Below are 14,519 nucleotides of genomic sequence, written 5' to 3' on the forward strand. Positions count from 1 at the left end.
TCGGTCGGTGACGCCGATCGGCTCCTTGGCTTCCGTGAGCGCGCGAAACAGCCGCCATTTATGGACGACGGTCTCGGACGCGTCGGGTTTCGCCGCGAAATCTCGCGTCGCCGCCTGCGCCGCCACCATGGCGAGCGACAGCGGCCGTCGCCCAAAGGGCGTCGTTGTATGTGACTGCATGATCCTTTGCCTCGTTCAGGCAAAAGAAATCTGCTCGCCGAAACGGCGCTGACTCTTGACAGCGATTCGCGGAAGTGTGATTCTCTGAGTGCTACTTCTGAGAAGGGCTTCCGGACGGAGACGTTTCGGGGGCCTTTTTCTTTTGCTGGCGATACTCCTTTCGCCGGACCTCAATTATCTTTCGACTTGCCGTCTCCGGTTTCGAAAGAGCGAAACTCCTCGAACAACTCCGGCAAGCGAGCGGTCAGGAATTGCGCGAAGGCGCTTCCTGCTGGTTTCGCGAGCCTCACTTTCACATCGCGCTCGGAAGCGCGGATTTCGGCAATGGATAGTCCAGCCGAATCTCTGATTTCGACAATTTGCCCGGCAGGGGCATTGGCCGCCTCCTTCCGTTTGGCGGCTCCCAAGGCGCGGGCGAAACGCTCGTCGCTGTCGGCGCTGATGAAGGCTGGGAGAATGGCGACAGCCTGCGCGCGCTTCGTCGCCGCCTTCTCGCGCATAAGCTCGGCGAGTTCCTGCCAGCGGCCACGCCCGATCTTTGGCGCCTTTCCGATGGCATGAATCAAATCATCTGGAACCGCTTTCGCGACGGCAATCAGCTTGGACGCTTCCGCGCGGTCGATAGCGAGCGCTTGTTGAATGACGGCGCGGCTGCGCCCGGCGGCCTCCAGCCGGAAGGCGAAGACTGCTCGTTCTATAAAACTCAAATCCTCACGCGCGGAATTTTCGACGCCTTGAGCGACGATCAATTCGTCGTCGTTCAGCGCCCGGACAATCGCCTTGACCTGCCGCCCCAGTAGCCGCGCGGCGCGAATGCGGCGATGGCCAAAAGCAGTTTGATAACGACCCGGCACGGTGCCGTGAGCCCGCAGCAAAACGGGGATTTCCTGGCCGCTCTCGGCAATCGACTGTTTCAACGCTTCGAACGCCGTGTCGTCTTCCTGCGCAAAGCGGTCGGCGAAGGGGGAAGGATCTATGAGCGCCGGGTCGATCTCGACCACCTGTTCGCTGCCCGCGACGCGGGCGCGCAAAACTTCATTCTCGCGCTCGATTTCCGAAAAGCTTTCTTTCATCGAGCGCACGGCCCCGGCCGCCACTCGCCGCGGCTCGGGCGGATTGTTGTCAGCAGACAACATGGGGGAGGGGGGCTGGGCGAACAGGTGGCGAATCGTATCGGTGCGTTTGCTCATCGCCGCCACACCTTCTGCAAGAGGCCGAGGATTTCCGAATTGGCACCATTGACCGATTCGAGCGCCCGCTCATAGGCGGCGCGGCCGACGGAGCCCTTCTCGAGCTCGTAGAGCGATTGCTTGGTTAGCCCCGCATTGGCGATTGCAGTTGATTTCCACACTGTCGCCCCCAAAACGTCATCGCTGAATAGATTACGCAGCAGAGCGACAATCTGGGTTTCGGGCACGTCGTTGGGGTCGTGGCGAGTCACCACATAGCGGATGAAGTCATAATCGAGATTGCCGCCGGCTTCCTCTATGACCGCCATTACGTCTGCGGTCATCAGCAGGAACTGGCTCATGGAGGCCACGTCCACCATCTGTGGGTGGATGGTCACCAGCATGGCGGTCGCCGCGTTCAGAGCTCCCATGGTGAGGTAGCCTAGCTGCGGAGGACAATCGATGACGACAATGTCAAAATCATCTTCGACCTCTGCAATGGCACTGCCAACGCGGCGGAAGAAGAGATCACTACCACGCAACGACCGCTCGACCATGGCGCGCGGCGTGTGGTGTTCGAACTCCATCAGTTCCAGATTGCCCGGCACGAGCGAGACGCCGGTGAAATATGTCGGCCGCACCACGTCGCGCATTGGTCGTCGGGCATCGTCATATCGAATCGCGCCGTAAAGGGTCTCTCCCTCGCCGATGTCGAATTCCGGCTGATAGCCAAACATGGCGGATAGGGACGCTTGCGGGTCGAGATCGATCGCCAGCACCCGATAGCCTTCCAAGGCAAGGAATTGGGTGAGGTATAGCGCCGTCGTCGTTTTGGCAGAGCCGCCCTTGAAATTGGCGACAGCGACGATCTGCAGTTTGTCGCCGGGCCGGCGCGTGGGCAGGAATTCGAGCGCTTCTTTCGGTCGCGCGGCTGCGAGATATTCACGCAGTTCACCGATCTGCGCCGGCGTGTAAGACCGGCGGCCGCCCGCGGATAAGGCCGGGGAAGGGCCAAGACCATCGAGCGACAATTGCCGAAGATAGCCGTCGGACACGCCGAGGAATCGCGCCACCTCGCCCGACGAAAACGACCGGAGCGTCTTTTTCGAGGCCGGCGGAAATAGCGTCGCGCTCAACGACTGCATCTGCCCCGAAAGAACTTTGGCGTGACGGGTCATCCGCGCAAGCGCATTCTCAGGGACCAAAGAAGGTGCGGCGTTTGAGAGGATCGCCATCAAAACGGTTCCCAGTCGTTAAACGGTATGCTTCCGTCTCCGACTAGAAGGCGATTCTCGGATCTTTGCAAGAAATAAAGAGTTAACGAAAACTTAAGGTGCTTGGCGCGCTCACGAGAACCCCAACGCGCAAAGGCGCACTGTTCATTAGCCGCCTTTACCAAACCGCCACACGGGAATTCCCATCTTGCGCGCTTTGTCGGCGAGGTTCTCGACGATGCCGGAACCGGGGAAGATCATCACACCGATTGGCAACGTTTCCAGCATCACATCATTGCGCTTGAAGGGCGCGGCGTTCTTGTGACGGCTCCAGTCCGGTTTGAACGCGACCTGAGGAACCTTGCGATTGTCCGCCCAGCAGGACGCGATCCGTTCGGCGCCTTTGGATCCACCGCCAAGGAGAAGGACCATATCGGAATGCTTCGCATGGACCTTGTCGAGAGCTTCCCAAATCCGCCGATGATCATTACACTCGGCTCCGCCCGCGAAAGCGATCCGGGGTCCGCGCGGCAAGAGCACTTGTGTCTCGGCCAGCTTCTTGGCGTTCAGGAAATCGCGACTATCGATCATCGCAGCCGTCAGTGCGCGGTGATTGACCTTTGAACCTGATCGGGGACGCCAGACGGAGCCTGTCTCGGCCGCATAGAGTTCGGCGAGATGGTCCCGGAAGAATTCGAAGGCGTTGCGGCGTTCGTTGAGCGTCAGCCCTTGCGCGATCAACCGCTCCAGTTCGACCGAACGGATTTCCGAGCCGTCCTGTTCGGACTGTGCGCGACGCTGTGCGGTTTCGTTGTCGTCGAGCTCGCGATCGACGCGCTCCGCCTTGCGATGGAAGAGGTTGACGAAAGCCCAGAGCAGATCGGGTAGGTCGGCTTCGAGCCGCGTATTGAGAAAGAGATTTGAAAGCGATTCGACGGCGGATTCGAGGGCCATTGACGCAGAGTCGGAAGAGGGGAGGGGACGCGGATCCGGCTCGTCGTCTAAGGGGCGATAGCCCTGAAGCGCGAGTTCGTCGAGGAGATATGACAATGGCGATTCGTTTGGAGCGTCGTGGGGGAGGGACGTGATGTCGATATCCATGGCGTTGCACTTTCGCTTCAAGGCCGCGCCGATCGCGGCCTGACAGCGATCACGAGCCACGGGCGGGTCGCGACGCACCCGAAGGGCCGCAGCAAAGCAAAGGACGCTTCCCGATGACTTGTTTGCTCCGCGAGGAATGCCCGGCTTTTGCGCCGGTCAGGGGAAAGAAGTCCGCGGGAAGCGTTGCGGCAAGCGAGCCGCTTGTGGCGTCATCGCTGCTCTTTCAGGCCGGCGCGCGGCCCTGTACGTGAAATGCATCTGCCACAGACGATCGGCTCGGCAACACCCACGACGATCGGCCTTCGCGCCAATATCCGAAATTCCGATGGCGCTATAAGAAGTCGTTATGCCCCCGAAGATGCCCCTAACCGCGAAGAACCTCGAAGCGCTCGGCCCCGAACGGCTCGCCGAACTCCTGATCGAGATCGGCGACGCAAACGCCGCCGTCAAACGCCGTTTACGGCTCGAACTTGCCGGCGGGCATAGTTCTGCAGATGTCGCGCGCGAAATCCGCAAGCGCTTAAACTTGATCGCCCGCTCCCGAAGCTTCGTCGACTGGCAGAATCGGCGCGGGCTCGTCGAGGATCTCCAGACGCAGCGACGCGCCATCGTCGATCACGTTGGCAAGACCGATCCCAAAGAAGCGCTCGATCTGATGTGGGGCTTAATGGCGCTGGCCTCATCCGTCTCTGCGCGCTGCGACGACAGCAGCGGAACGGTGATCGGAATCTTTCATGATGGCGTAAGCGATCTCGGGCGGCTGGCCGAAGCCGCCAAAAGCGATGCCAAAGACCTGGCCGATCACGCGTTTCAGGCCTTGCTCGACAATGACTATGGCCAGTTCGATCATCTCATCCCCACACTCAGCGCGGCTCTCGGCGATGCGGTCCTCGAACATTTGAAGAGTCGTCTTGTCGCGCTGTCGAAAGAACCCGCCATAAAACCAGCCGAGCACGAGCGGCGAAAGATTGGCTGGTCGACGGACGGGCCGATCTACCAAGACGAGATCGCCAATCGTCATCGAAACCACGTCGTTGAAATGGCGCTGAGAGACATTGTCGACGCGCAGAACGACGTCGACGCCTTCATCGCTCAATATGATCCAGCAACACGAAAGGTTCCACGCATAGCGGCTGGAATTGCTGAGCGGCTGCTTGCCGCTAGCCGAGCGGCCGAGGCGTTGCAAACGATCGAAGCGGCGGAACACAAGCGTTCCGACTGGCCAGAATTGGAGTGAGAGGATGCGCGCGTCGCCGCACTTCAAGGGCTCGAACGCAGCGGCGACGCACAGGCGGCGCGCTGGTCGTGCTTTGAGCGATTTCTCTCGGCGCGACATTTGCGCGATTATCTGAAACGGCTTCCCGACTTCGACGACATCGAGGCCGAAAACGGCGCGCTCAATTACGCGGAGAATTTTGCAAATTTCCCGGCGGCTCTAGTGTTCCTGGCGTCATGGCCTGCGTTGGATCGCGCGGCGAAACTCGTACTGGCGCGCGCGGAGGAATTAAACGGCGATCATTACGAAGTGCTGTCGCCCGTCGCCGACGCGTTGGCCAGCAAGCATCCTTTGGCGGCGACGCTCGCCTTGCGCGCGACGATCGAGTTTTCTCTCGATCACGCCCGATCCAGCCGATACAAACACGCCGCGCGCCATTTGCAGGAATGCGCTTAGCCACGGCCAAATTAGAGACCTTCACGTCGAAACCTCGGGCTAGCGAGGGAACTCACTGTGCCGAACGCCAATTGCGATGGCTTCGCCGCCTTGCCCCGTCCCTCGCGACTACGATTGCAATCTCGCCGCTCCACGCTGGTGGACTAATTATAATTTTGATGTTGCAAACTAGTCCATATCGGTATAGCCAAAGAACCTATTAATTGGAGGCGTCTTGACGTGTCAGCGGACGACATTAAAATTACTAATGATGAAATCGTCCAGATGGCCAGGCTGGCGCTCGCTGGGCGGCAGCAGGACGTTCAGGCATTCCTCCGCCGCTTAGCCCGACGCCATCGCGTGGAGCTTCCAGGCTTAGCCGCGCAGCTCACCCAGCTTCTACAGGAAGCGCCTACCCGGCAGTCGCCCCTGCGCCGTGAAGCTTCGGCCCCGGTTCCGGTAGACCTCGAGAGTCGCCTTCAGCTCCTTCGTGTCGAAGAGCGCCCCACGCTGGACGTGGAGCCGATCTGGGATACGTCGGTGAAGCGCGCCCTTCACCAGATTCTGTCGGAACGTCAGCGTGACGAGGCGCTGCTGAAGCAGGGCCTCGTTCCAACACGTTCGATCATCTTCACCGGCCTGCCGGGCGTTGGAAAAACCCTGGCCGCGCGCTGGATCGCCCGCGAGCTTAACTGCCCGCTCCTAACCCTGGATTTGTCGGCGGTAATGAGTAGCTTCCTAGGTCGCACGGGTACCAATGTTCGTCACGTCCTCGACTACGCCAAGAGTGTCCACGGCGTCCTGCTGCTGGATGAACTGGATTCGATCGCCAAGCGGCGCGATGACAACACGGACGTTGGCGAACTGAAGCGCCTCGTTACCGTCTTGCTGCAAGAAATTGACGACTGGCCGGCGACCGGCCTTCTCTTGGCTGCGACCAATCACCCCGACCTGCTGGACCCCGCCGTCTGGCGCCGCTTCGAGATGCGTATTGAGTTTCCGATGCCGAGCGAGCCCGCTGTGCGCCAGGCCATCGAGACCTTCATGGGGCCGAGTAAGGCCTCCGGGGCTTGGCGGGATGTTCTGGCCGTCACGCTTCGTGGCCTCTCGTTCAGCGACATTGAGCGCGAGGTGATGCTAGCGCGCCGTGCCGCAGTGACCCGCGATATCCCGATTGAAGATGCGCTTGGTGAGATGGTGCAGAGCCGAATCGAGCCGATGCCCCGCCGCGAGCGTGGTCAGATTGCCATGTGGCTGACCGAGGCGGGTGTCTCGCAGCGTCAGGTGAATGAGCTGACTGGCGTTAGCCGCGACACCATCCGGAAAAAGACGAAGCCGGGCGGCGTGGACAACCAGGAGGAATAGCAGATGGCCGGGCGCGTTAATTTTCTGATCGGCTACGGCGAACGCCTAGCGTCCGATATGGCCGCGCCAATCGCCGGCGCGCCGAAGCGCCACCCCTACACCTTCGCGGAGGCTCGACAGCGCCTCGCACCCAAGGTGAAAGAGACGGCGCGCGAGCTTGCCGAACTTCCAGAATTGGTTTGCCCTGGCGACCAGGCGGTCGCGCTCATGACGCTACACCCCAGCTATCTCGCCAAGTCCTACTACCCCGGCGAGCTGCTCAAGACTTACCAGCTTGAGACGATTGGCAGCCGGGCGCGTGAGGTCTCACCCGACAAGTGGACGAAGAAGAATCCGCCGGAATCCGCCGTGACGTCCGAGCTGTTCGTCGCTGGCACGCGGCGAAATTTCCGGCGGTTCGCCGAGAATATCGACCGCTTCAGTGAGGCGGCGCAAGGAGCGGGCGATCTCATCAAGATCGAGGACATTCGCGTCCAGGACGTCCGGGAAAAACTAAAGCCCCTAAGGTCGGCCGAAAAGGAACCTCTCCTAGAGGTGGTCCTGCATGCTCAGCCCATCCGCGACGACGCCTTCATCCTGGAAGGCTTCGAGACTTACCTAGAAGGGTTCGGCGTCACCCTTGATCTCGACAAGCGCCGGTTCTTCGCCGAGGGGCTCTGCTTCCTCCCGCTGCGCATCCCGCGCGAGATCGCCGCCGACGTCGCTAGATACTCGTTCCTACGCGTGGCCCGCGAGATGCCGCGGCTCCGCCAATTCCGTCCGCTGGTCCGGGCGAGCACCGGCTTCACGCCTTTTGCCTGCAAGCTGCCGAACGAGGGCGCGATTGATCAAGATGTCCGCGTTGCGGTCTTCGACGGCGGTGTAAAGGCCGATGGCAAGTTGAACCCCTGGGTGAATCGTAAGAAGACGAAGAACATCGGCGCGCCGGTCGAGGAATTTTTGAACCACGGCACGGCGGTCACCTCGGCGCTCCTGTTCGGGCCGCTGCAAGACGGGGTCACGGCTGAAAGGCCCTATGCAAAGGTCGATCACTACCGCGTCCTTGACGAGAACACTATGAAGGACGATCAGGCCGAACTCTATACGGTCTTGGAACGCATTCAGGACGTGCTTGAGTCCCGGCCAAAATACGACTTCGTAAACCTCAGCCTGGGACCTGACCTCCCTGTCGAGGACAATGACGTCCATGCTTGGACAGCAGTCCTCGACCAAATGTTCGTCGATGGACAGACCCTCCCCACCATCGCGGTCGGGAACAGCGGCGAGATGGACTGGACCTCTGGCAATGCCCGCATCCAGACGCCCGCCGACTGCGTAAACGGCCTCTCAATCGGCGGTTGCGACCGTAGCGGTCCAGGTTGGAAACGCGCTCCGTATAGCTCCATCGGCCCTGGTCGCAGCCCGGGGATTATGAAGCCAGATGGCGTGGCCTTCGGCGGATCGAGCCGTGAACCTTATTGGGTTCTCAACGCCCAGGACCCCAGCAAGACGATTCCGATCACTGGAACGAGTTTCGCCGCGCCTACCGCGCTCCGCACCGCGATTGGCATCAAGTCGCACTTCGGGAAGCTTTTGACGCCCTTGGCGGTTAAGGCGCTGTTGCTGCATGGAGCGGACGACGGCGGCTTCGATAAGGCCGAGGTCGGCTGGGGCCGGCTGCCCGAACAGGTCAGTGACATTGTCATGACAGACCAGCACGCGGCTCACATCGTGTATCAGGGTGAACTCCGCCCCGCGAGCTGGGTGAGGATGCAAATTCCGATCCCAGGCGCGAGCATGCGCGGCAACGTTGAGATCGCTGCCACCTTCTGCTTCGCAACCTCAACGGACCCGCAGGACCCGCTCAACTACACCCGCAGTGGCATTGAGGTGCGCTTCCGCCCTCACGACGGGAAGCGCAAGGACCCGGGCCAAATCCACGCCGACGCCAGTTATTTCTTCCAGGCCAGAGACGTTTCGTTCGAAGAAGTCGATCTCCGCGCCGACGCTCATAAGTGGGAAAACACTCTGCACAAGTCGCGGACGATGCGGGCCCCCGGCCTGCGTAACCCGGTCTTCGACGTCCACTACAACGCGCGAGCCGGCGGCCGCAACACCTTGAGCGCGGATAAGATTCCCTACGCCCTCGTGATCACCATCACGGCGCGCAAAACGCCCAACCTCTACGACCAAATCCTGCAACGTTACCCGACTGTGCTGGAGCCCTTGCGCCCGGTGGTCGATATCCCGGTCCGCACCTGAAACCCGAAATCTAGGCTCCTCAGTTCTGCAGTGAACGGCCGCTTTGGGTCAGACCACGCCTTTAGCAACGCGCATCAGGAGCGTCTGCTTTCTTCGAAGTCAGACATTGGCAGTAATTTCACTAACCGGAGCCGAAGGCGTTCCAGTGCAATGTGCCGCAGTTCGTCGTTAAAATCCTTACCTTGCGAGGCAATCATTCCAGCTTCGACGCCTACAGCCGCGGCGCGTTCCGCAAGTTTGCGCATAGCGTTTCGACCAGCGCTATCATTATCTGCTGCGATGAGCAGCCGACGCAGCCCGGCCGGAAATTTCCACGCCGCGAGATGCGCGGCGGAGAGCCCCGCGATCATTGGAATATCGGGGAAGGCGCTTTTGAGCGAAAGCACGGTTTCGATCCCTTCGCCGATGATCACGAAATCGTCGATCACACCGAAGCGCACGCCATTGCCGAGAATGGCGCCGAGCGAACGCCGCTGCGAAGCGACATTCGCCTTGTCATTCCTATCTGGATCGACAAACGTCCGATGAATTCCCCTGATCTCGCCCTTATTGTCGGTGACGGCAGCGATAAGCGCCGGCAATTTGCGCGACGGCGAATTTCGACTCTCGCGATAGATCAGCGCCGGGTGATAGCGTAGCGGCGCGTCGCTCAGATCAGCGGTGATTTTTCGCGCGCGCAGATAGGCCTCGGCCTTTGTGCCGACGATCGGCCGGCAGGCCGCCCAGATTTTGCGTGCGAACGTACTCGTGTCGTATTCGCTTGCCCTTCGACCATGATGCTCGGTCGGCGTTTCGCGCGGCGCCCGCAAAAAGCGCCGCGCCTCATCGAGCGTGTCGCGAAAGGACGCAAAACCCTCCCGCGCACGAATGAGATCGAGCAGGTCGCCATGTTCTGACGTTGCCGAGTCAGTCCATTTTCCCCTCGCTCCCTTGCCGGAAAGCGGACCCTTCAACCGCACATAGAGACTGCGGCCCGCATTGTTGTTCACGTCGCCGACGATCCAGTAATTGCCGCAGCGGCGACCGTTGGAGAGATAATGCCTGCAAACGGCCTCGACATTTTCGGCGAGGCTGCGGGACAGAGTCCGAGCGGGGCTTTCCATCATCGCCTCCCTTCTCTTAATTGCTGACGCGGGTCGCGGGCGCGACGCGGAGCAGGGGATAGAGCGCAAGAAGCCTCTCGACGATTTTTGCAGCCTCGTCGCCCAGCGGCACGAAGACCCGCAGCTTCCAGGCGATGATTTCTGCAATCAGGCCCTGCGCCTTCAACCGGTCGACCATCGTGTCGCCAAAGCCCGTGAGTTCGAGCCGATGCCGGCTCATCACAAGCGCGCACTTGAGGACCAGCCCCTCAGCCAAAACGAGCCCAGCTCCGTCCTGCATGACTGCAGCTATGGCGGCAACCGGCGCGAGGGCAGGGGCGCCGGCGCCTGTCGCCTCTCCGAGGACGGCGGCGCTCGCCGGCGAGACGAGCCGGCCGATGAGGCGTTCGCTCTGGTCTGTTTGCAACCGATAGACTCGCGCGGCCTCATCCGGGAGCCGATTCCAGACCGGCAGCAATAGGCCGGTCACGATATGAAACGTGCTTTCGGTCAGGTCGGGGAGGGAGGCGACCTCGCTCTCCCACGCCCGCTGAAATTCTTCTGAAGATGCGTCGCGCCAATGCGAGCGCTCCATGGTTTCGAGCGTGATCACATCGGCATGTGCGGGCCGCAGCAGCCGAACGCGCGGCTGAACCGAGCCGTCGTCCTGCATCAACGCTGTCGCCGGCAATTTGACCGCCGCGCGCCCCGACTGGTCGTTGACCATCAGTCGCGATTTTTGCGAAGTCGTCGCATGGTCGAACGCCGCGTCAAGCGTTGTGATCCGCGTCTTGTCCTTGCGCAGGATGGTCAGCAGCTGTGTCTCCGCCCCGCTCCTGCCATGCACGGCGATGGTCTGGCGATTGGTGACGACGAGGCTCTCAGCCATCAGCGTCTCGACGCCGACATCGAAGACGCCGGCCTGAATCGCCGCCTCGACCTGCGCCGCCATTAACCCCTCGAACACGTCGAAGAGGAGATTTTGCAGAGCGATCGGCAGCGCGAGGATGCGATTGAGGAAAGTCGAGATCAGCGGCAGCTCCTCCTTGAGGCTCCCGTCCCGGTCGGTGAGATCGAGGCCTGTCGCCTCCATAAAGCGCGTCAATGAGCAACCTTCGACCTTGCCGCCAAAGACAAGCTGATACAGCCGGCGCAGCGCCGCGCGCCCATAGGGCGATTCGAGATTATCCTCCGGCCGGAACAGGCCCTGGCCGCCGGTCTGGCGCTGGCCCCGCGTGATGGCGCCGAGCGTGTCGAGCCGCCGGGCGATCGTCGAGAGAAAGCGCTTTTCTCCCTTCACGTCGGTCGCGACCGGGCGGAACAAGGGCGGCTGCGCCTGATTGCTGCGGTTGGTGCGCCCGAGGCCTTGGATCGCGTTATCCGCCTTCCAGCCGGGCTCGAGCAGATAGTGGACGCGCAGCCGTTGGTTCTTCGCGCTGCGCTCGGCGTGATAGGAGCGCCCAGTGCCGCCGGCGTCGGAGAAGACGAGGATGCGCTTCTCGTCGTCCATGAAAGCCTGCGTCTCGCCCAAATTGGCGGAAGCCGGCCGGTTCTCGACGCAAAGCCGGTCGGAGCCATCGGCGTTGGTCTTGCGCACGATCCGCCGCGTGCGGCCGGTGACCTCGGCCACTATCTCGGTCCCGAAGCGCTGCACGATCTGATCGAGCGCGCCCTGCACGGCCGGCAGCGCTGCGAGATGCTCGATCAGACGATCCCGACGCTCCATCGCCTCGCGCGATCGAACCGGATTGCCATTCTCATCGACAACGGGCCGCGAGTGAAGATCGCCATTCTCGTCGGAATAGACCTCGAAGAGCTGCGTCGGGAAGGAGTGTGCGAGATAGTCGAGAACATATTCGCGTGGGGTGATGTCGCAGGAGAGATCGCCCCATTCCGACGAGGGGATTTCCGCAAGGCGGCGCTCCATCAGGGCTTCGCTGGTCGAGACGATCTGGATGACGGCGGCGCGACCCGCCTCCAAATCACGCTCGATTGCAGCGATGAGGCTCGGAACCTTCATCGCCGTGATCAGATGGTTGAAGAAGCGCTGCTTGTTCGATTCGAAAGCCGAGCGCGCGGCGCTCTTGGCGTTGCGGTTATAGGCCCGGCCGCCTTCGCCGGTGATATTCGCCGCCTCCAGCGCCGCGGCGAGATTATTGTGAATGATTTCAAAAGCGCCGGCATAGGAATTATAGATGCGGATTTGTTCGGCCGAGAGCTGATGCTCCAGCATCTCGACCTCAACGCCGGCATAGGAGAGCGCGCGAGACGCATAGAGGCCGAGGGCCTTGAGATCGCGCGCCAGCACTTCCATCGCCGCAATGCCGCCCGCCTCCATCGCCGCGACAAAATCGAGCCGCGTCACGAAGGGCATGTCGGACGAACCCCACAACCCCAAGCGCGTCGCATAAGCGAGATTGGCGACGGTCGTCGCGCCGGTCGCCGAGACATAGAGGACGCGCGCGTTCGGCAGGGCGTTCTGCAATCTTAATCCGGCTCGGCCCTGCTGCGAGGCGGTCTTCTCGCCGCGCTCGCCCTTGTCGCCAGCCGCGTTGGCGAGCGCATGCGCCTCGTCGAAAACGATGACGCCCTCGAAATCGGCTCCGAGCCAGTCGATAATCTGCGACAGGCGCGAAGCCTTCACAGCGCCGTCGCGGCCCTGCCGCTTATCCGAGCGCAAGGTCGCATAGGTCGTGAAGAGAATGCCCTCCGACAGTTTGATCGGCGCGCCCTGCTTGAAGCGGGACTGAGGGACGATTTGCAGCTTCTCCTGCCCGAGCGCCGACCAGTCGCGGTGCGCGTCTTCGAGAAGCTTGTCGGATTTGGAGATCCAGAGCGCCTTGCGGCGGCCTTTCAGCCAATTGTCGAGAATGACGCCAGCAACCTGACGCCCCTTACCGGCGCCTGTGCCATCCCCAAGGTAATAGCCGCAGCGAAAGCGCACCGCATTTTCCGCGTCATCCGGCGCGGCGGAAACCGCTTCGAAGCTTTCATTGACGAGGAAGGAGCCAGCGAGAAGCCCGCGATGGGCTTCACCGGCGTAGATGACGCTCTCGAGCTGCGCGTCGGACAGGAGCCCGGACTCGACACTCTTGGGAAGGTGCGGTCGATAGCCTGGCTTTGGCGGCGCGACCGACGCCATGGCGGCGGATTGGACGAGCGTCGTCGGATGCCGCTTCGCTCCCTCGATTGCGATTGACTGCACCGCATAGGGCTCATAGAGCCCGGCGCTGAGCGCGCCGCCCTGGGGCGCTTTCCAGTCGCGAAGCGCGTAGGCGACTTCGACGATCTCTGAAGACACGCGCGGAGCAGGGGTCGGAATGGCACCCGCGTTGCGCTGTGCAGAATCGATAAATGCGGGATGTGGCGCAGCGGGGCGTGTTGCGACGATCAGCGCAAACGGCTTCGCGGTCGAACCGACGCCGCCCTGGATTGGAGCATCGCCATTGCCCGGCGCGAGCGCAAGAGACGCGCGCGGCGGGATATCGCGCTGCACCAGCGCGAGCAACTCTGAAACGTCGGCGACCGGACCAAGTCCAGCGACAAATTCATTCGGGTTCTCAGCCGGCGTTTTATCGAAGACCGTCAGCCGGCTTTCGACGCTCGTCCCGTGCCGCGCGAAAAATCCGCGCGCGAGCGACGCCGTGAATACGAGCCGTCCCTGTTCCTGCAGGCGCTCGAAACTTCCGCGCCAGCTGTTCGCGGTCGGGGAGAAACTTTCGCCCGTGATGGCGACAAGCCGTCCGCCGGGGCGAAGGCGAGAGAGAGACGCGCGAATATGTTCGAAGGTCGCGGCGGCATGTCGTCCCTCGATCAAGGGCGAGGCGGAGAAGGGCGGGTTCATCAGCACGACGGTTGGAACAAGATCGGCGGCGAGGCGATCGTGAAGCTGCGCGCCGTCGACGCGGCTGAGCCGCGCTTGGGGAAATAGACCTTTCAGAAGATCGGCGCGCGTCTCGCCCCATTCATTGAGGACGAGTTTCGCGCCGGCGAGCTCGGCATGGATCGCCAGCATCCCCGTACCCGCGGAGGGTTCAAGCACGACGTCGTCGGCTCTAATCCCTGCCGCAAGGCTCGCGACATAGGCGAATTCCAGCGGCGTCGAGAATTGCTGCAGCGCCTGGCTTTCTTCCGAGCGGCGCGTTTCGCTCGGAAGTAGCGCGCCGACTTTCTTGAGCATGGCGAGAAGGCGCGCCGGATCATTCGCCGCGCGCGCAGCCATTGCCGGCCCATAGCGACGCAGGAACAAAACTTGCGCCGCCTCGACCGCCTCATAGGCGTCCTTCCAGCTCCAGGCCCCTTGCGAGTCGCTTGCGCCAAAAGCGGCTTCCATCGCCACGCGCACGGCTGGGGCGTCGATGACGCGTCCCTTCGCAAGATGCGCGACGAGCGTTTGCGCCGCCATGATCAGCGCATGCGGCTTGTCCGTCGCAACGAAGGAAAGTTCGGATTGTTCGCGGGGCGTTTCAGCAACGGCGAGGATCGGGCTCATCGATTGTCTCCGGGATTGTGACGG

Annotated in this window: 8 protein-coding genes and 1 pseudogene; 3 read left to right on the forward strand and 6 right to left on the reverse strand. The window is 61.9% G+C overall.

Features of this window, described 5'->3' with window-relative positions; genetic code table 11:
* The 4 genes from ACR65W_RS11710 to ACR65W_RS11725 all read right to left on the reverse strand — a co-directional run.
* A partial coding sequence (locus tag ACR65W_RS11710) for a helix-turn-helix domain-containing protein (RefSeq protein WP_434499115.1) occupies window positions 1-180 on the reverse strand: 180 nt, incomplete at its 3' end.
* 170 nt (window positions 181-350) lie between these two features.
* Window positions 351-1,370 carry a plasmid partitioning protein RepB gene (repB, locus tag ACR65W_RS11715; RefSeq protein ID WP_192879633.1) on the reverse strand — a complete coding sequence of 340 codons (1,020 nt, stop codon included), beginning with the start codon at window positions 1,368-1,370 and terminating at the stop codon, window positions 351-353.
* Window positions 1,367-2,584, reverse strand: a complete 1,218-nt coding sequence (gene repA, locus ACR65W_RS11720) for a plasmid partitioning protein RepA (protein WP_123177782.1) — start codon at window positions 2,582-2,584, stop codon at window positions 1,367-1,369. Before repA ends, repB begins: the two co-directional genes overlap by 4 nt.
* A gap of 147 nt (window positions 2,585-2,731) precedes the next feature.
* On the reverse strand, window positions 2,732-3,664 hold the full coding sequence (locus tag ACR65W_RS11725; protein ID WP_434499145.1) for a DUF2493 domain-containing protein: 933 nt from the start codon (window positions 3,662-3,664) through the stop codon (window positions 2,732-2,734).
* Window positions 3,665-4,022: 358 nt separating this feature from the next.
* Between ACR65W_RS11725 and ACR65W_RS11730 the strand changes: the two are divergent.
* The 3 genes and pseudogenes from ACR65W_RS11730 (at window position 4,023) to ACR65W_RS11740 (ending at window position 8,921) form a co-directional block, all read left to right on the forward strand.
* Window positions 4,023-5,336, forward strand: a pseudogene (locus ACR65W_RS11730) (DUF6880 family protein).
* Between the two features lie 219 nt (window positions 5,337-5,555).
* Entirely contained in the window at window positions 5,556-6,680 is a 1,125-nt protein-coding gene (locus ACR65W_RS11735; protein WP_434499116.1) for an AAA family ATPase, read from the forward strand.
* A 3-nt stretch (window positions 6,681-6,683) separates the two neighbouring features.
* Window positions 6,684-8,921 (forward strand): S8 family peptidase, encoded by a 2,238-nt coding sequence (locus ACR65W_RS11740; protein WP_434499117.1) that lies wholly within the window; start codon window positions 6,684-6,686, stop codon window positions 8,919-8,921.
* Between the two features lie 74 nt (window positions 8,922-8,995).
* On the opposite strand, the gene ACR65W_RS11745 is transcribed toward ACR65W_RS11740, so the two are convergent.
* Complete coding sequence (locus tag ACR65W_RS11745; RefSeq protein WP_434502665.1) at window positions 8,996-10,027, reverse strand: DUF7146 domain-containing protein; 1,032 nt, start codon at window positions 10,025-10,027, stop codon at window positions 8,996-8,998.
* 13 nt (window positions 10,028-10,040) lie between these two features.
* Window positions 10,041-14,495 carry a strawberry notch-like NTP hydrolase domain-containing protein gene (locus ACR65W_RS11750; protein WP_434499119.1) on the reverse strand — a complete coding sequence of 1,485 codons (4,455 nt, stop codon included), beginning with the start codon at window positions 14,493-14,495 and terminating at the stop codon, window positions 10,041-10,043.
* Window positions 14,496-14,519 lie beyond the last annotated feature (24 nt).

The sequence above is a fragment of the Methylocystis sp. genome, assembly GCF_051062815.1.
In the GTDB taxonomy this organism is placed as follows: Bacteria; Pseudomonadota; Alphaproteobacteria; order Rhizobiales; family Beijerinckiaceae; genus Methylocystis.